This is a genomic window from Yersinia artesiana, assembly GCF_902726545.1.
In the GTDB taxonomy this organism is placed as follows: domain Bacteria; phylum Pseudomonadota; class Gammaproteobacteria; order Enterobacterales; family Enterobacteriaceae; genus Yersinia; species Yersinia artesiana.
Map to the genome: position 1 here is coordinate 14830 of NZ_CACVAD010000050.1, position 18164 is coordinate 32993.

The following is an 18164-nucleotide window of genomic DNA, read 5'->3' on the forward strand; positions in this document are numbered from 1 at the left end:
TCAGGGCACAATCTATTAAATGAGAGTGGTAATTACAATGATAATTATTATCTTTAATATTTAATTTAGGGGAGTGATTATCAGAGTAAGATTATTCAGTAACTCGCAGGGTGTGCCACAATAAGAATCAGGCAAGAATACCTACACTAATTAATGGGTTAATTGTGGTATTCACATTCGGGCTAACCAGTTTTATGAAAAAGAACGAGCACGTTGTTTCACGTCGACATTACCCTCTATTCTGTCTGTTATTCACGCTGATTTGTGCATCACTTATGGCACTGTCAACGACAGGTACTGCCCTGGCGGCAACATCAGACACCGTGTCCGAAAGCAGCGAAGAACAGGCAAAACCGGCGATATCGGTACAATTAATTAGCCTGCAAAAACAGTTGGATAAGCTAAAGCAAAGTGTCTCTGTCAGCACATCAGATAATGAGTTAAATGCGCTGAATGAAACAGCAATAGCGCTGGTGAAGGATGTTGATATTCTGCTGGCAGAATTGAAACCCAAGCGGGAACAGCTACAGACACAACTAGATGTTTTAGGCCCGCCGCCTGCCACCAGCACACTAACCGAAACCCCGATAGTGGCCCAACAACGCCGAGTGCTAAACACCCGTAAAACACAATTAGAAGGCCAGCATGATCAGGTTCAAGCCATCAAAGCCAATGCAGAAAACCTGGAAACACAGATTATCGCTTTACGGTGAACAGCACTGAAATCACAAATCGCTTTAAACTCCGGCAGTATTTTGGGCGCAAATTTCTGGGCGCCCATCGTCAATCCCAATGCCGATGATGACAAGCGGCTGAAAGATTTTATGCAAGAACTTGCGGATGCCTGGAATGCCGCCTGGGAACCCGAATGGCGCATTGGCACAGCGATATTACTGTCATTGTTAGTCGGATATATCGCGCTGGCGAAATTCTTAAGTTACAAATTGGTGTGGGTTTGCCTGGTTCTCTCCTGCTTATATTTACTGACTCATCTCTGTGTTGATTTAGCAGAAAGTCTCTTTTCTCCAACCAGCAGTGCCGGCAAAGCGATTAAGCAGACCCTAAATATTGATGATCGCCATCTGGCCCAAGCAGCAACACTGTTATCAGCCACCAGCAAAGTCACGCTGATATTACTGGCTATTATCGCGCTATTTAATGGCACCTTTGGCTCGACGACACCGGTTTCGCTATTACAAAAAACCGTGGAATTGTTAGGTGGGGAAGGGCTGGAAAAATTAAATATCGTTCCGACGAATTTATTTAATGCCGCACTTTGCCTGCTTATCTGGCTATATGCGCTGAATGTCGCCCGACGTTGGCTAAGTAATGAGTTTCTGCCAAAAACCCAGATGGATTCTGGAATAAAAACCTCAGCGGTTACTCTGTTCAGTAATATCGGTTATGTGCTGGTGATTCTGCTGACTTTATCGGTACTCGGTATTCAGTGGAATAAATTAGCCTGGATTGTCAGTGCATTATCAGTGGGTATTGGTTTTGGTTTGCAGGAAATTGTGAAGAACTTTATTTCCGGCATTATTTTGCTCACCGAGCGCCCGGTTAAAGTAGGTGACTTAATCAGTATTAGTGGCGTCGAGGGGGATATTCGGCGCATTAATGTTCGCGCCACAGAGATTCAACTTAGTGACCGCTCGACAGTGATCGTGCCAAACTCTCAATTGATTTCGCAGAATGTGCGTAACGCCACGATGGCTAATGCGCAAGGGGTAGTAACCATTGCCCTGACATTCCCGCTGGATTTAGATGTTGAACTGGCGCAAGAGCTGCTGATAGCCGCTTACGAAGAGCACGAATCGATACTCGATACTCCGGCCCCATCAGTGAAATTTAGTCAGCTAAGCCCAGATGGTATTGTGCTCAGTGTCACCGGTTTGGTACCGAGTCCACGCATGGTGAGTAATACTAAAAACTCGTTGTTATTCAGTATATTAAAACGACTTCGGGCCGCAGGTGTGTCTCTGGCGGTGGCAACAACCCCAAGCCCACCCACAGTAAATTAACCTTGAGTGGGCCATAAGCCATATCATGATGATAAAACTTATGCCCCTCAATAAGTTAATTCGCCGGACTCAGGCTAAACACTTTTGGATTGCGCCCTAACCATTGGGCAGCTAAGGCGTTAACCTGCTCAAGTGTGACTGCTTTCACGGTCAGATCTTGTGTGGCAGAAAAGAGTTGTCGATGGCGTTGTCCAATGCCCAGAGTTGGGTATCAACGAGAAGCCTTGCGCTATCGCCCGGAAGGGATCAGCCACATAGGCTTTATTGTTGATCATAAAGGAAAAGTCTTAACTGCAAAGTTGTTCGCCAGTTCTGGCGCTAACATACTGGATCGTGAAGCAATGATTCTGATTTCTCGCGCCCAACCGTTATCCATTTCCCCCGCAGAACTACTGCGCAACGGGGTGATTGAGTTGATAGCGCCAATTGCTTATAACGTGAAAGGTTAAAGCCAATATTCATGTTAATGATGATAACTAAAACAGATTTGAAACCGATTAAAGCCTTACTGGCAGGTTAAACCCGTCTGAGGTTAATGACAAAGTGCCCGTAGCGGTGAAAACAAGCAGATCGTAAAGACGCCGTAAACCCATCCCTGGGGGCTCGAGCCGCGCCTTCCCTGGCGCGGACGCTTTACTCCTCTGCCTGTCTTCACCTTGCAAGATCGAGTCGTAGGGGGTTGTCAGCAGTCTATGGCGGGTTAAACCCGCCTTTAACAGTCTTATCGATTGCCTATTTCAGCGCTGAATCAGATAGCGGATAGTCGGGCCATCTTGCTGAATATCCAATACCGTATAGCCATAATTTCGGGCATCTAATGGAATATTATTAATGGATTGCGGGCAGTCACTGATCACTTCCAGGATTTCACCCGGTTTCAGTTGTGGCATCGCTTCCAGTGTGGCGACCGCTGGGTATGGGCAGGGTTCGCCCACCATATCCAAACGGTAATCTGGCACGATAGCCGTAGGTGCTGCGGAACTATCAATGGCTAAACTATCAACTGACGAAGAATGACTCATGATGGCTCCTTAACCACAGCGGATGCAGTAGCTTTTTGTTGACGGAAGAAGCGCTTTTCCCACCACAACATGGCCGCAAAAGCGATAGCCAGCATCAGGTAAGTGACCAGTAGCCCGCCGATTGGACCGAATGTTTCCAATAAGTTGACTTTATCGTAATTGGTCGCCAATGCCGGAGCAAAGTCATCCCAATAATACGCCAGAATAGTGGCACCAATAATATTACCCAGCCCCACCCACCAATAGTGAATCTGCCCCTCGACCGCGCGATACATCCAGCCCGTTTCACAACCACCAGCCAGCACAATACCAAAACCAAACAGTAAACCGCCAATCACCGCATTCGGCCCGGCCCATAGAATCTTCGGTGCGACACCCAGTTGCACATAACTGAAAATCCCAATAGCACTGACCGCCATCCCCAGAATAATCGCTTTCGCCATGTGCGTGCGCCCGGTGATCCACAGGTCTCGGAAGGCTGAGGTAAAGCAAATTTGCGCCCGTTCAATTAGCAGCCCAAACCCAATCCCACATAACATGGCGATACCCAGTTTTGGGTGGCGGAACAACTCAATCAACGACCAGCCCAGCGCCAGAACAAACACCACCATGCCAAGACGAAAGCGTCGCGCAGCCCTGGCTGGGTGCTGGGTTAATGGCGCGGCTGCTGTCACTTTTTGCAATTTCACCGGAATACGAAACAGCGGTAATAGCGTGAATTTGGCACCGAAATAGGAACCGGCCGCCGTCGCGAGTGCAAAGAACCAGGCATGCAGTGAAAACTGCGGGATGCCGGTAAAGAAAGCCGCCAGATTACACCCCATTGCCAGTCGCGCACCAAAACCAGCAATAATGCCACCGACCAGTGCCTGAGCAATACGAATACCGTGCTGCGGCTTACGCAATTTCACATTATTGGCCCATAGCGCAGCAGCGATACATCCGGCAAACATACCGATAATCATCATGCCATCGATACGATCCAGGGGCGTCCCTTCTAAGCCGATAACTTTAAAATAACCCCATTCTTGCGGGTGCGCGCCAAACAGCTGCATCAGGTGGCCGCCCCAGCGCGTGAACTCGCCTGTCACCGCCCAGAACGTGCCGGTCAAACCAAAGTAATAAGTCGATAAGATACCGGCGGCAATTACCGCGGGTAGAGGGGCCCAGAAGCGCACCAAATATTGAGATTTAAACATCTGCCAGCTCACACTGACACCTCCAAAATACGTGTTGTCGCCAGCAAGAACAGGCTCATATGCCGTAGCGAGAAAATAGACCTACGTATAATAAGCCAATTATTTCTTTAATGAAGGGATGATGTATTGAAAATTAGATGTTAACTAAAAGTTAACTTGATGGGAGGGGATATTGACTGGGTAGAGATGTGTCGCGAATCAAGGTTGTTCATCCTCCTCCGGGGATTGATAATCCAGCGCTAAAGCCAGGCGCAAGATAGCGGCAACCGGTTCAAATAAAGTTTCAGGTATGGTATCGCCACAAACCACATCGCGATGTAATGCGCGAGCCAGTGCAATATTTTCTACAATCGGAATTCCTTGCTGTTCTGCCAATTTGATAATCAATGCAGCCCGTTCACCTTTACCTTTTTCAATCACCAGCGGAAGTGGCGCATCATCTGGGTGATAAAACAGGCATACAGCAAAATGGGTGGGATTACGCACGATCGCCGTGGAACGCTGGACATTTTTAGCGAAACTGCCGCTTTGTACCTCTTGCTGTAGCTGCCGCCGCTTCTGCTTAATATGCGGATCACCATCGCTATCTTTGTATTCCCGCTTAACCTCTTCAAGAGACATTTTCAGTTGTTTCATGGTGTTATAGCGCTGAAAGGTATAATCCAATAGGGAAAAAACCACATAACAGGCAATCAATGCACCCAATAGCCAACTCATTAATGTGCCAAATACCGGAATCGCGCAACTACTGCCGCAATAAGCCAGATAACCAAAAGAAGTGGCATACCGCGCCAGTAGATAGCCAAAAATCAGGGTTAGCACCCCCACTTTCAGTAATGATTTAGTTAGCTCAAACAGACTGCGCAATGAAAAAAGCTGTTTGGCATTATTGATAGGGTTGATGTGCTCGCCTTTAAATGCCACTGCCTTGGTTGCTAATAGCGGCCCGACCTGCGCAATTCCGGCAATAATTGTCATCAAAATCAGCGCCCCGCCCAAGATTCCCACAATATGGATGAGCACCGCCGTGCACTCTGACCCGATACGTGCCACTGCAAAGGTAAAGGGTTGCTGTAATTGGTTAATTGAACTGCGGATCAAAACGCCAATCTGATCGATAACGGAGTTACCCATCAGAAAAAAATAAGCCACCAGCACCACCAACTGCACCCCAGAGGTTATCTCGACACTCTTGATGACCTGCCCTTTCTCCCGCGCTTCTCTCAGCCGTTTAGCAGTGGGCTTTTCATTCTTTTCACTGCTTTCACCGCTCATTATTCCCTCCTTTTATCAGCGGGATAAATGTGCTTATTTTCTGCTCGGTCTGATTAATACCGACCAAATAGTGATGTAATGCGTAAGGCAAGCTAATCAGTAATAGCAATAACGCCAATGCACTTTTGATCGGCATTGCCAGGAAAAACACATTCAGTTGTTGAGACGAGCGATTAATTAAACCTAAAGACAAATCCGCTAACACCATGACCAGCATCGCGGGCAAGGCAAAGCTCAGACAGAGTTCATACATCAACTGCCATTCACTTTGCAGAAATTGCAGCATTGCCGATGCAGGCTGAATACCACTGCCAGCAGGTAAGATTTCATAAGATCCATAAAGCGCGGTGAGTACCAGATTGAACCCGCCTGAAATCAGGAACAAAACCGTTAATATTTGCGTAAACAGCACACCAAAAATGGAGGATTCCATCCCCATGCTGGGGTTAAACAACGTGGACATAGTGGCGCCACGTAAGGTGTCAATCAGAAAGCCCGCCATATCAATCGCCCAAAAAGGCAATGCGGCGACAAAACCAATCATCACCCCGACCATCAGCTCGATACAAAGCACCCAAAGCCACCCTGTGAGGCTATCGTGATGCAGCAAAGATGTGGCGAGAAACATCGGAGTCACTGGCAGGGCGATGGCAAAAACCACGCTATTACGCAGCAAGCTACTACCCAAACTACGCGCCGTAAACAGAGGCAATATCAGTAACATGCCATAAGGGCGCATCATCGCCAGCCCTAAGGCTCCCAGCCAGGGTAGAGAGTCATGCATATCAAGACCGCATACTAGTTATCTGCAAAAAGGTCTGCTGGGTGTAATTCAGCAATGTCGATCCCATCCAATGATAGGTAATCAATAATGTGGCGGATACAGCGAGTAATTTAATCAAAAACTGTAATGTTTGGTCCTGTATTTGAGTGAGTGCCTGCAACAGGCTGACAACTATCCCTACCACTGACGCCACCACTACCACCGGCATCGATAGCAGTAAAACTATCCATAACAATTGGGTCGCCAGATGAACCACAATGGCGTTGCTCATGGCCATTTCTCCTGCTGGCCATTCATAAATAAGACCCCACTAACTGCCCCAGCAACAATCCCCAGCCATCAATCAGTATGAAAATTAATAACTTGAATGGTAACGAAATCGTAATCGGGGAGACCATCATCATGCCCATTGCCAGCAAAATGTTAGAGACAATCAAATCAATCGCCACAAAGGGCAAGTAAAGCAGTAAGCCAATTTTGAACGCCTCGGTCAGTTGGCTTAGGGTAAAGGCGGGCATTAATATCAACAGCGAGTTGGCTTTGATGGTGTCGCGATAACGAACCGGCCACTTGGTTTGGACGATATCATTGAAAAAATGAACCTGTGCTGCATCGGTATTTCGTTGTAAAAAATCGCGGTATGGCCCCAGTGCATGTTCATCAATATGATGTAGCAAAGCGCCGATATCATTGGGCAACGGCTCATCCTGAAGGCGGGCGTGCACATCCAATCCGACCGGAGCCATGATAAAAATGGTTAACACCAGCGCCAAACCGTAAATGGCAATATTGGGCGGCACCTGCTGTACCCCTAATGCATTTCGCAGCAATGAGAAGACAATCGATAGTTTGAGAAACGATGTTCCCATCACCATCAGCAAGGGGAGCAATGACAGAAGAAAAAGCAGGACAATCAATTGAGAGGACGAATTCAGTAACTCCATAGTCTATTCCGCAAAAGCTGGCCTGTCGGGTAAAACAATAACCCAGTATTTATCGGCTCAGCACTCTCTCGTATCGGGTCATGACCTGAATAACCGCCGCTGCGGCGTCAAGTGTGCCGGAGAAGCCACTGATCGATGCGCACGACCAACTGCTCATCGCAACGCAATAGACTGCCCCTGCCGACGGGCTGCCCGTGCAGTCGGATATTAACTTCACCGTAGAACTGAGTCTGGCATGCCAATGTTTGCCCGACAGCTAGCTGTTTAATATCTGCCAGCGGCATCGTTAGGCGGCCAATTTCCATCACCAGTGTTTGCGGTAATTGCTCAAGTTCTACCGTCTGGGGCATGTTAGGTATGGCGGCGACATCCAGTGCCAGAAATGAATCAATATCTTCATTAACCTGTTGAATAGTCATGCTATTTTCACCTTCCAGTTTGATGTGAATCTGTGATGGTGCCATTTGCCATAACCAACAGTATCCTTGCTCCCATTTTGCAGCACTGTTGATTCGAACCCCATCCCCCGGCCTGATTTGTTGCAATTGATACAGTGATAATCGGCTCCACCCCACCACTAATCCTGCCTGCCATAGCAGGTTATGCCCGGCGGACTGCTCACAGTGCCAATCAGATAAGGTTTCAGCTAACGTCGCCAAAGGCCAATCAAACAACACGCCACTGAGTTGCTGGCCTTCCAGTTCAAAAGCCAGCACCACCGCCCATTGGGGCAAAAGTGTCATCGCCACTGGCGCAGTTTCGTCAAAAGTTAACTCGGATAGCGCGCCCAGCAGCGGACTAATAGCCCAAGTCGCCATAGCATTAACCAATTCAGCCGCCAGCAAATGGGGTTCATCGGTTGCCAGCGAAGATGCCAGCCAGTTATTCCAACAGCTTTGGGATAACCAGAAACCGCATACCTTGCCGTCATAATGGAGTGGCAGATAAATGCCCTCCCCCGCGACTTGCGCCACTGTGGCGTAAATGCCATCACTATGACGTCCACGCCCAATGATGGCGCTGAGCTGGCGCAGTTCAGCCGATAATGTCTCCACCATGGGTCACCTCCAACAAGCAAGGGAATCCCAATTGATGCAGTTGCCGCTGCCAACGAGTTTGCAAGCGCTGTAAACGTTCTACCCAGTCACGGTTGTTGTGACTGAGCACAAGATGCAAACCATGAGCGGTCAGGCTGACATGAACCTGTACACCTGATAGTGGTCCACTGAGGATACGATAGTCAGTTTGCATCAGTTTGCCCTCACCCGAAGCCGCCGTGGAATGGGCCATATCCTGCATTGCAGATGAACGTGGAGGAAGATAGCGGGCAAATTGCTGTTTTTGTCTCTCATGATCTAAGCTCTGTGACCGATCCCCGTAAAAACTCCTTTCACTGAGCGGTGGTAATGCGCCTTCAATATCGATTCGACTCATCTTTGATTAGCATCCGTAATTTTTCCTGTTCACGCTGATTTGTCCTTAACAGCGCCTGCTGCGACACAATGGCGTCTTGTTGTTGCTGCCTTTTGGCGGTTAACTCACGGAGCGATTGGTGCAACTGCCGTTCCGCCCGATACACCTTGTGCTGCAAGGCTCTCTGTTCCTCTGCTTGCCTCGGGTTTAGTTTGCCGCGCCATTGAGCAATCCGATGCAATTGCTGGCACACCCTCTGGCGTTGTTGATGGAAACTTGCTAACTGCCGCTCCTGTTGTTGCTCTTCTTGTCGCAAACACATTAATTGCCGGCGTAAACGGCGCTCCTGACGTTGGCGCAGTGCCAAAAGCCGCTGGAAAATAGTTAATGCTCGATTGATAAGCCCAATGCCTGTGCGAGTTGAGCCAGGGTATGAGTAAGACCGGCGGTATCGGTTTTGCATGATGATAAAGCGCTCTCCTGTTGCAAAAAGGCGCAGATGCTTGGGTAGCGCTGTAGCGCTTCGTCAGCCTGTAAATCCTGACCTTCCTGATATTCACCCACTCGCACCAGCAACTCGATCTCCTGATAGCAGGCCTGTATATGACGCAGTTTTTGTGCCAATGCCTGATGCTCCGCACTGACAATTTGCGGCATGATACGGCTCACACTGGCGGCAATATCGATAGCGGGATAGTGCCCGGCACCGGCCAGTTGGCGCGATAACACAATGTGACCATCTAATAGCGAACGCACCTCATCGGCCACTGGCTCGTTCATGTCATCGCCCTCAACCAGCACAGTGTAAAAAGCGGTTATGCTCCCGCGCTCGCTATTACCCGCGCGCTCAAGTAACCGGGGAAGTGCAGCAAAGACACTGGCGGGGAAACTGCCCATGGCAGGATGTTCCCCCGCAGACAGACCGATTTCACGAGCAGCTCTGGCATAGCGAGTGAGCGAATCTGCCATGAGCAGCACTTTCTCCCCCCGCTCACGGAAATATTCAGCCACAGTGGTGGCGGTATAAATACCTTTTAACCGCTCCAGCGCGGGGCGATCAGAGGTTGCCACCACCACTACCGTGCGGGCGCGGGTTTCGGGCGTTAGCACTTGTTCAAGGAATTCCCGCACTTCACGACCACGCTCACCAATCAGCGCCAACACAATGATATCCGCGCTACAGCCGCGACATAACATGCTTAACAAGCTGCTTTTACCTACTCCGGCGGCGGCAAAAATACCGATTCGTTGCCCCTCGCCACAACTCAATACGCCATCAATGGCACGAATACCGGTAGTCAATATTTGCTGAACTGGTTGACGAGTTAATGGGTCTGGCGGCGGGCAATCCAGCTCACGCCAATGCCCACGAAGGGAAGGGCCAGCATCTATTGGATCCCCCAAACCATCCAATACTCGCCCAAGTAAATCCATCCCAACTCTGACGCGGTGTTTATGCCCAAGCGGAGAAATCCATTGACCACACCGCAAACCGGCGGAGGAGGCAAACGGCGACAGCAATGCAGTTTGTTGCTCAATAGCGACCACCTCGGCCAACATGTCCGCTGAGGTAATTCGGCATAACTCCCCCAGCGCAACACAGGGCAAATGGGCGCGTAGCAGAGTCGGGCCGACATCTAATATCGGCCCGCAAGATTCGATGCCGCTTGGAGGATAAGGCGGTAGACGTAATTGTTGTTGCAACTGAGCACTTAATCGCGTGATATCAGGCAGTTTCATCAAGTTCATCTCCGATAAGCTCGATGGTACCTACCACCTTAATATTCATTTCATCGCCCAGTTCCTGCCAGGAAAGTACCGATAGCGCAAAAATATCCCGCTCAACAATTTTGCGTAAAAAGCGCCGCACATCGATGCTCGTCAACAACACAGCATCGGTATTTTCAGCAAAAGCGCCTTTTATTTTGTCGAGAAGCAGCCGCGAATGTTTATCTTCCAGCGCAGAATAAGTCCCCGCAGAAGTCTGACGAATCGACTCGCGGATCAGGTTCTCCGCCCCTTCCCCCAGCCGCAATACCGGCAACCAGGCTTTATTTTTGCTAAATCGGCTGCACACATGGCGACGCAGGGCGATACGGACATATTCGGTCAACATCACGATGTCTTTCTCTTTCGGTGCCCACGCCACCAGCGCCCCGAAAATAGTGCGTAAATCGCGGATCGAAACATCTTCTTCCACCAATCGTTGCAGCGTTTCTGCCACTTTGCCGACCGGCATCTGGCGCTGAAGCTCTTTGACCAGCTCGCCGTAACGCGCCTCCATGGCATCCATCAGATAACGGGTTTCTTGCACGCCAATAAATTCGGCGGTATGCCGCTCAAGCACGCGTGTCAGGCAATGAATAATGCGCTGATGCCCCTGCGCATAGGGGACGCCCAACGTACTGGCGTGACGCGCCTGCTCAGCAGGCAACCACTCAAAGCTGCCCATTTTTATACCAAGAACCTGACTGCGCGTGGCGAGCGAGGCATTGGGTTGCAACAGTAATACATCATCAAAGGGTAATGTCAGTTTCAGCACTTGCTCTTGATAAACCCGGATCGATAATTCGTTTTCGGCCAGATTGGGATCACTGCGAACAACCACCTCAGGCAATGGCACGCCAAGATGTTCGAACCAGCGCCAACGCAAACCATCAAGATCTCGCCCCAGGTGGGGATAGCGTAAATTTGGCGCGCAATACAGCATCAATGGCACGGCCCCTGGGGTCATCGCGCTGGCTGGAGAAGGCAATTTATCATCACGACCACTGGCTCCAGCGCTTGGTTTCTTTTTCCGATAAAGTAAGAATGCGGGGGTGGCGATCAGCGCTGCCAACATAACGAAAATCAGGAAAGGAAAGCCCGGCAACAGGGCAAACACAGTCAGGATAGCCGCCGCCAGCAACAAGGCATCGGGTTGACGCCCTACTTGTATTGCCAAGTCTTTAGCCAAACTCTGTTTATCCTGACCGGGCACCCGGGTGACAATGATCCCGGCCGTGATCGAGATAAGTAATGATGGAATTTGAGCACATAAACCATCACCGACAGATAACACGGCATACGTGGTCATCGCCTCTTCGGCAGACATATTATGTTGCAACACACCAATAGTGATGCCGCCGATAATATTCACCAGAATGACAATAATGCCGGCGATAGCATCCCCTTTCACGAACTTCATCGCCCCATCCATAGCACCAAACAGGCGGCTCTCTTTTTGGACCCGCTCGCGTAGTCGCCCCGCTTCAGCCGAGTCGATCACCCCGGCTCGCATATCGCCGTCGATACTCATTTGCTTGCCCGGCATACCATCGAGAGAAAAGCGGGCGCTAACTTCAGCGACGCGCTCCGAGCCTTTAGTGATCACGATAAACTGCACCACGGTGATGATGGTGAAAATGATCAGCCCCACCGCCAGATTACCCCCGACCACAAACTGGCCGAACGCCTCGACAATTTCCCCCGCATCATGCTGTAGCAGTACCAAGCGCGTGGTACTGATAGTTAGCGCTAACCGATAAAGTGTGGTGATCAGTAACAGCGATGGGAAAACCGAGAATTCGAGTGGGTCACGCAGGTAAATCGAGATCATCAACAGAATAACGGAAAACGCGAGGTTGACGGCAATCAGCACATCCACCATGACGGTGGGCAGCGGCAGAATCATCATAAAGATCGCCACCAGCAGCATGACCGCCAAAAAAACATCCTGCCGCGCAGCTATCACCATCAAGCCGCGCGTTAATGCCGATTCTCTCATCGGTATTCTCCTGGCAAACGGCGGAGCAAAGCACACTGTTGCTGATATAGCTGAAACCAACACTCGGCCCCTGATGACACCGGTGGCGAGCAACTGACCATCATGCCCATTTTCAATAAATAGATACGCTGGGGGACACCATTAAAGCGTTCAAGCTGCCAACTCCTCTGGAGCAGCAGTAAGTCCTCAAGGTGATAACGCCGATGTTGCACACCGCTGGTCAATAACAACCGTCCATTGCGCCACTCAAGGAACACCAGCCGTTGCTCTATTCGCCACTCCATGCGGGAGGATAATTTAGAGCAAGGCAACTCAGCCATGTGAGTAAACAACTGGAGGTTACGGGTAACGACTAAATCCATTTCCATAACCATGCCTCATCGAGATAGATTATTGTTTTACTGTACTTATAAGTAATGGAAAGGATATGTAGCCCACTGCCCCCGCGATATCGGGCTATGGCCTGATTCGCCAGGTTATATCTCCAACAACACCGCTAAAATTTGCTGTTGCTGCTCTTGATCATTGAAACAATCAATCGGCATAAGGTTGAACAGCTCATAGAATCTGCGAATAAATCGGCTACGTGCATTGATATCTTGACCTGAAATCGCCTCAATACGTGGTTGCAACCAGTGGCTAAATAACCAGGGCTGCCCCACCACCGCCAGCACTTCGCTCAAAATCACATCCCCTTCTACTGCGCAGGCTCTCCCCATGCGAGTGCAATGGTCTTCCAACCCCAGAAACATCAACAAACGGCGAAGTTGATGCAGTGTGCCAGCCAGACGTTCACCACGCTTTGGCGGCGGTTGAGAAGACAGGTCAAACGCCACTGCGCGCATCAACACCCGGACTCGTTGCTGCCGCTGTGGCCATCGGCTCACCTGAGCAAACCACTCTGCAACTGACAACTCACTTTGCTCAATACTCTGTGCAAACAGTTGCTTAACAGCCCCCAGTTCACGGCTCTCCTTACTGCCCAATTCCAGCAAACCAAATAATTCGATTTCCCAGCCATCACTTTCCAATAACGGCTCAAGGAGTTGCGATAAGCTGCGGCGACGTAACAGATTATTTTTGCTGTACGCCATCATTGCGGCCAACAACAAGATTTGCTGCCCGGCTGATAACCCCCCCTGGCGAAGCTGATTGGCAAGCAAAGAAATATCCATATCAAGCGGAATATGCTTGGGTAGTAAAGAATCAACACCTGCGGATAACTGGGTGGTTAATTTCACCAGTAACTGCTGGCGGCGCTGATTTCGCTCCTCAGCTTCAACGGATTTTTGATCTTTTAATCGGGCCCCTAAACTCAGCCCGATCTCTTCCATGGTTTCTTCCAACGCGGTCTGTCTGACTTCCGACAATTCTATGCAGGCTAACTCCGTAACCGAGCGTGCAGGGGTTATTTCACCGTGTAGCCCAGCCTCATGGAGTGAAGATCCGTGGACAGCATGTGCATCGGAGATATTATTGGCATTTATCATCTGTAATTTCCTGATAAAGCGATGACTCTGGTGATTCCTGAAGCCAAAGAAGAAGTTGCGATAAATGGCGCTCAAGAGAAAGTGTAAGCTGTAGCATCGGTGAGTTTAATTGCGCCTCATCTTCGGCCATATTGTCATCGGCCACACATTGCACTCGCGAGCCTAAAGCAGCAGCCACTGCTGAAAGATGCCGTGGGTGAACACGTAATATCAACTCATTGTCATGCGCCAACTTTTCCACTTGCCCCCCCAAGCGCTGGATCAAAATCTGGCTCACCACTTGCTCCCCCGCCCAGGCGGTCATCACCGAACGAATAGCAGCCAAAATAGATTCTCGGGCCTGTGTAATCAGCGCCGACTCCAGTTGTTCCGCAACCACTAGCCAATGGACATGCTGTGCTAACACCTCAGTTTCCATTTGGCTTCGGGTTTGCTCGATAAGCTTATCCGCCTGTTGTTGCGCCTGAGCCAGTAGCTCGATGCGCTCGGCCTGCGCCGCTTGCACAATGTCAGCCGCCTGCGCTTGGGCATCCGACAAAATATCGCGACTCCGCGCCATTTTCTGTAATTCAGCCGCAGGGATAACCGCGCCAGGGGGCAGGGCAAAGTCGAACTCTTCCAGCCGAATCTGAAACGGGTTCACAGCAAACGCTCCAGGCGGATTAACCAATCATCAACTGACAGGGATAACGCTCTGGACAGAGAGAGCGAGCGCGGTAAAGGCGGTAACGAGATACACAGTGCCCGCCACACCACACAATCACAACGGAGGTGGTGAGCAAGGCTCTGCCCCAACCGCAATGCTGCCGTTAACAACTGTGTGGGACTTAATTTGGCTGTGAAATGGCCGCGAAACCCCATCCCCATGAGCTGCGAAATATCACTTTCACTTAATAGCGGCGAAAGTTGTTGCCGATAGTGGCGAAGACGTAGGTAATCGTCACACTGCAAATAAACCAATCCCAACGCCAGGCAACGAGCGGATAAACGCTCCGGTTTCACAATTTGATATTGCTGTTGTTGACTCAATACGGCAGGCAGTGGCTGCTGAGGGAAGTGTCGCAGGCAATTCAGACGCGTATTTAGCGCACGATCCATCACCATACTGCGGCCATAATGGTAGTTTGCTGCATTCACCCCCGCCGCCGCCAACCATAATGGATGAGCAAATTGTGCAGGCTGCCAGGCTAATTGATGCAAATACCGAATATTGGCGGTTAATGGCATTATCATCTTTCTCTCCAACCTCTTATCGGCGCAGATAGCGCACCAGACAGGCCGTCGACAAGCCGACTAATAACACCAGCAGCAAACCCAGAGCTATTTGTAATGTCGCTGCATGGCGTAATAGCCATTGCAAGGCAGCTTCCGAGTGACTTTGTTGCTGCGTAGCCGTGGCGCTGAACTGATAATTAGTCGGCTGCATCACCACACTAATCTGCGAAAAATCGATACCCGGAATACCATCGCGGATCAGATTCTTAATTTGCGGTTGATAACTCAGCAAATTCACTTCAGGTGAGTATTTGATAAACACCGAGGCGGCATGAGGAATACTGCTTTTTCCATCAGTTGGCGCAGGCATAGCAATAGTCACATCTGCTTGGATCACCCCATCCATATGGCTCAACATGCTTTCCAATTGCTGTTCTTTCAGATAGACCATCTTGGCCTGCTCTTGCCCTGGAGACGTCACCAACTGATTCGACGGGAAAAGCTCATCTACTGAGGCAAATCGCTGACGGGGGAAACCATGTTGTCGTAGCAATTCCACGGCGTTAATAAATTGACTTTTATCGACATTTAACGCAATTGTACCTCCCTTTTCAGACTGCTTTTCTGCTTTGATCTGGTGCAACATCAATAACGCCAACATCTGGTTGGCTTCCCCTTCTGAAAGGCCGCTATACAATTCCATCCCACAGCCAGAAAGGGACATAACCACCAGCAATAGCGCTATCAAACGCTGCACCCGTTTCATTGCATATTGACCAGTTTGTTGATGTTCTGCCCGACCACTCCGGCAACTTTAGCCGTTAAATCCACCGCCAACGTGGTGTGCATCCATTCAGACTGCACCGACAAAAATTGGTCTGGAGATATCATTGGCGTGACTGGCTCAACCTGCTGCATTAATTGAGCAAATTTGGCAATGTGCTGATCGTCAGCAGGTGGTTGCGAAGTGGTATTCAACTTGACTGCGGCGTTGATTGCATCAATTTCCATCGGATGACCTCGATTTAATAAAAGTGTTTATTGCGCAGGCTCACATCTTGGCGGAACCAGCAATCCCTTGTTGCAGCAAAGCCAACATCCCTTGTGCTTCTTGTGAGCTGGAGGTAGCCAATAGCGCCAAGGCTTCACTCTGCTGATTAAGCCCGAATAACAACATGGCCTCACAGACTAAACGCACTTGAGGTTCCGGAATTAACTGCGGCAATACGTTAAGAATGTCGCGGGCCTCGGCCAATAAGCTGTGGTTGACTCCCGCCAATGCCGCCTCCACAACTAATTGGCGACAAGGGGCTGAAAGTAGAATCATATTTTGGCAATAATCCCACTGGTCATATCCTTAATTCCTTTCATCAAAGCACTACTGAAATTGATATAAGATGAATATTGCTGCATAGCAAATTGCATCTTGAGCATATGCTCAGGGTCTGAGGGATTGCCGGAGGTCATTTGGTTTTGAAAATCCTGACCAATCTTATTGATGCTCTGTGCCAGCCCATTCACTAAGGCGTTTATATCCATAAGACCCCCTATTCCATGAGTGACCGCATACGTGACGGGCACTGTTGAAAGCGACGACGAAAGCTGTCAGAGAAATGAGCGTGATTACTAAAACCGCACTCCATAGCAATATCGGCCACACGCAGTCGGGTGGATAGCAACAGCTCACACCCTTTTTTCAAACGTTGATCTAATAACCATTGTTTGGCAGACATGCCGAATTTTTCGTAAAACAAGAAATTCAATTTACGTGTCGAAATACCTAATTCATCGGCATAACGCGAAACTGTCCACGGGTTGAGGCGGTTCTTATCAAAGAACTCCAGCAACTCGTTATTTGTGCCCACTATTGATTCTAATAATCGGGAAAAATAAACCGGCTCCAGCCCCAGACAATATAGGTATAGGAAGCGTAGCGAAGAGTTTCTTTCAAAACCGACCAACTGTTGAGTAGCACAAATAATATCGTCACTTACCGGTAATATTTTGTAGCGTTCATATACGTTTTGGGGCAGATGAAATTTACTCGGCTGAACCATCTTGCTGGCTAAGTCTTTATATAACGGTAACAAGTCGATGGAATGACACAATATTGAAATAAAACTACTTTGAGAAAAAGAGGATACTGTTGCTTGCTCATCAGTAATGACTAACGTTCCCGCAGGGACAGTATGGCAAATACCGTCACAACGTAATATTCCCTCTTGTCGAAATAGAATAAATTGTATTGATTTCATAATATCCCTTCGAGTGCCATTGTCCTTATGCTAGATTGACAAACAATCAGGATAATCGATATCCGGTATTTACCTTAAATCTCATCAAAAATATATTGGTAATTATTTTCAGATAATTCAATAAACCATTTTAATTCCTCTAATATATTTAATTCCCCCTCAAGAATAGCTAATTGTTTAATTATCTCTTTTTCGGTTGTGACTAATTTTTCTATAATGGTTTCTTTGGTATCACTGTCATGATTCATCCAGGTACCTAAAGCCCCAGCCGTGGCAGCACTCATCATAGATGTCAATATCGGAGCATAGCTTTTGGCGAGAAGGCATAAACTATTATTAATAACCGGATGGACAGAAAAAGCCACCACGCCGAGAGAAACCACAATTCCAGCCCTAATAAAATACGAGGTAAAGCGGGCAATTTTTTTTGCGTTCATCGGTGAAGCTAGACAATATTTAGCTAATATAAAAACAGCTTGTTGTATGGCATCACTGCCCATCGTCAGTTCTTCTTTATTTTTACTGGCACAATTCCAGTTATGATAGGCACAGGCCAAATTAGACAGTGATAACATAAGATTTAAACCGGTGAGGATAGCAACAGGGGTGGCTACACCACCACTACAAATACTTAGCCCAACACTGACAACAAACGAAGTTAGAGAAACAATCGATTCAATAATATTGATAAAAAATTGTTTCTTCGCCAACTTAACTCTGGCGTTTTTTAACTCATCAAACTCACATTCTTGAGTATCACATAATTTATTTATGCCAATA

At 48.8% G+C, this 18164-nt stretch carries 21 protein-coding genes and 3 pseudogenes; 2 read left to right on the top strand and 22 right to left on the bottom strand.

Annotation, left to right across the window (positions count from 1 at the left end):
* Nucleotides 1-164: 164 nt before the first annotated feature.
* Nucleotides 165-2021 (top strand): annotated as a pseudogene (locus HU019_RS15835) (DUF3772 domain-containing protein).
* A 209-nt stretch (nucleotides 2022-2230) separates the two neighbouring features.
* Nucleotides 2231-2470: pseudogene (locus HU019_RS15840) on the top strand (energy transducer TonB); the annotation flags it as partial.
* A gap of 79 nt (nucleotides 2471-2549) precedes the next feature.
* Here the strand turns inward: HU019_RS15840 and HU019_RS20550 are convergent.
* The 22 genes and pseudogenes from HU019_RS20550 to HU019_RS15945 all read right to left on the bottom strand — a co-directional run.
* Nucleotides 2550-2615 (bottom strand): annotated as a pseudogene (locus HU019_RS20550) (gluconate 5-dehydrogenase); the annotation flags it as partial.
* 143 nt (nucleotides 2616-2758) lie between these two features.
* Entirely contained in the window at nucleotides 2759-3043 is a 285-nt protein-coding gene (gene yedF / locus HU019_RS15845; protein WP_005156598.1) for a sulfurtransferase-like selenium metabolism protein YedF, read from the bottom strand.
* Nucleotides 3040-4254 (bottom strand): selenium metabolism membrane protein YedE/FdhT, encoded by a 1215-nt coding sequence (gene yedE, locus HU019_RS15850; protein ID WP_174849521.1) that lies wholly within the window; start codon nucleotides 4252-4254, stop codon nucleotides 3040-3042. Before yedE ends, yedF begins: the two co-directional genes overlap by 4 nt.
* 186 nt (nucleotides 4255-4440) lie before the next feature.
* Nucleotides 4441-5517: an EscU/YscU/HrcU family type III secretion system export apparatus switch protein gene (locus HU019_RS15855; protein WP_174849520.1), complete on the bottom strand. Its 1077-nt coding sequence runs from the start codon at nucleotides 5515-5517 to the stop codon at nucleotides 4441-4443.
* Nucleotides 5507-6301 (bottom strand): type III secretion system export apparatus subunit SctT, encoded by a 795-nt coding sequence (gene sctT, locus HU019_RS15860; RefSeq protein WP_174849519.1) that lies wholly within the window; start codon nucleotides 6299-6301, stop codon nucleotides 5507-5509. The genes HU019_RS15855 and sctT overlap by 11 nt, the downstream gene beginning before the upstream one ends.
* A gap of 1 nt (nucleotide 6302) precedes the next feature.
* Nucleotides 6303-6572 (bottom strand): EscS/YscS/HrcS family type III secretion system export apparatus protein, encoded by a 270-nt coding sequence (locus tag HU019_RS15865; protein ID WP_005156602.1) that lies wholly within the window; start codon nucleotides 6570-6572, stop codon nucleotides 6303-6305.
* Between the two features lie 22 nt (nucleotides 6573-6594).
* On the bottom strand, nucleotides 6595-7245 hold the full coding sequence (gene sctR / locus HU019_RS15870) for a type III secretion system export apparatus subunit SctR (protein WP_174849518.1): 651 nt from the start codon (nucleotides 7243-7245) through the stop codon (nucleotides 6595-6597).
* A 107-nt stretch (nucleotides 7246-7352) separates the two neighbouring features.
* Nucleotides 7353-8303 carry a YscQ/HrcQ family type III secretion apparatus protein gene (locus tag HU019_RS15875; RefSeq protein WP_174849517.1) on the bottom strand — a complete coding sequence of 317 codons (951 nt, stop codon included), beginning with the start codon at nucleotides 8301-8303 and terminating at the stop codon, nucleotides 7353-7355.
* Nucleotides 8281-8679, bottom strand: coding sequence for a hypothetical protein (locus HU019_RS15880; RefSeq protein WP_174849516.1), 399 nt, complete (start codon nucleotides 8677-8679; stop codon nucleotides 8281-8283). The genes HU019_RS15875 and HU019_RS15880 overlap by 23 nt, the downstream gene beginning before the upstream one ends.
* Nucleotides 8660-8980, bottom strand: a complete 321-nt coding sequence (locus HU019_RS15885) for a type III secretion protein (protein WP_227739407.1) — start codon at nucleotides 8978-8980, stop codon at nucleotides 8660-8662. The genes HU019_RS15880 and HU019_RS15885 overlap by 20 nt, the downstream gene beginning before the upstream one ends.
* Before the next feature lie 62 nt (nucleotides 8981-9042).
* Nucleotides 9043-10398, bottom strand: a complete 1356-nt coding sequence (locus tag HU019_RS15890) for an EscN/YscN/HrcN family type III secretion system ATPase (protein ID WP_174849515.1) — start codon at nucleotides 10396-10398, stop codon at nucleotides 9043-9045.
* Nucleotides 10385-12424: an EscV/YscV/HrcV family type III secretion system export apparatus protein gene (locus tag HU019_RS15895; protein ID WP_174849514.1), complete on the bottom strand. Its 2040-nt coding sequence runs from the start codon at nucleotides 12422-12424 to the stop codon at nucleotides 10385-10387. The genes HU019_RS15890 and HU019_RS15895 overlap by 14 nt, the downstream gene beginning before the upstream one ends.
* Nucleotides 12421-12792, bottom strand: coding sequence for a type III secretion system protein (locus HU019_RS15900; protein WP_174849513.1), 372 nt, complete (start codon nucleotides 12790-12792; stop codon nucleotides 12421-12423). Before HU019_RS15900 ends, HU019_RS15895 begins: the two co-directional genes overlap by 4 nt.
* 108 nt (nucleotides 12793-12900) lie before the next feature.
* Complete coding sequence (locus HU019_RS15905; protein WP_174849512.1) at nucleotides 12901-13914, bottom strand: TyeA family type III secretion system gatekeeper subunit; 1014 nt, start codon at nucleotides 13912-13914, stop codon at nucleotides 12901-12903.
* Nucleotides 13898-14557, bottom strand: a complete 660-nt coding sequence (gene sctL, locus HU019_RS15910; protein WP_174849511.1) for a type III secretion system stator protein SctL — start codon at nucleotides 14555-14557, stop codon at nucleotides 13898-13900. The genes HU019_RS15905 and sctL overlap by 17 nt, the downstream gene beginning before the upstream one ends.
* Nucleotides 14554-15147: a type III secretion system domain-containing protein gene (locus tag HU019_RS15915; protein WP_174849510.1), complete on the bottom strand. Its 594-nt coding sequence runs from the start codon at nucleotides 15145-15147 to the stop codon at nucleotides 14554-14556. Before HU019_RS15915 ends, sctL begins: the two co-directional genes overlap by 4 nt.
* 16 nt (nucleotides 15148-15163) lie before the next feature.
* A complete protein-coding gene (gene sctJ, locus HU019_RS15920) occupies nucleotides 15164-15895 on the bottom strand; it encodes a type III secretion system inner membrane ring lipoprotein SctJ (RefSeq protein ID WP_174849509.1) in 732 nt (243 codons plus the stop codon).
* The gene (gene sctI / locus HU019_RS15925; protein WP_174849508.1) at nucleotides 15892-16140 is read right to left on the bottom strand and encodes a type III secretion system inner rod subunit SctI; all 249 of its coding nucleotides are present in this window, start codon (nucleotides 16138-16140) and stop codon (nucleotides 15892-15894) included. The genes sctJ and sctI overlap by 4 nt, the downstream gene beginning before the upstream one ends.
* 40 nt (nucleotides 16141-16180) lie before the next feature.
* A complete protein-coding gene (locus HU019_RS15930; RefSeq protein WP_019080771.1) occupies nucleotides 16181-16456 on the bottom strand; it encodes an EscG/YscG/SsaH family type III secretion system needle protein co-chaperone in 276 nt (91 codons plus the stop codon).
* On the bottom strand, nucleotides 16453-16668 hold the full coding sequence (gene sctF, locus HU019_RS15935; protein ID WP_019080772.1) for a type III secretion system needle filament subunit SctF: 216 nt from the start codon (nucleotides 16666-16668) through the stop codon (nucleotides 16453-16455). Before sctF ends, HU019_RS15930 begins: the two co-directional genes overlap by 4 nt.
* Nucleotides 16669-16676: 8 nt before the next feature.
* Nucleotides 16677-17384 carry an AraC family transcriptional regulator gene (locus HU019_RS15940; RefSeq protein ID WP_174849507.1) on the bottom strand — a complete coding sequence of 236 codons (708 nt, stop codon included), beginning with the start codon at nucleotides 17382-17384 and terminating at the stop codon, nucleotides 16677-16679.
* A 74-nt stretch (nucleotides 17385-17458) separates the two neighbouring features.
* Nucleotides 17459-18164 (bottom strand): hypothetical protein (locus HU019_RS15945; RefSeq protein ID WP_174850501.1); only part of this gene is annotated, 706 nt, incomplete at its 5' end.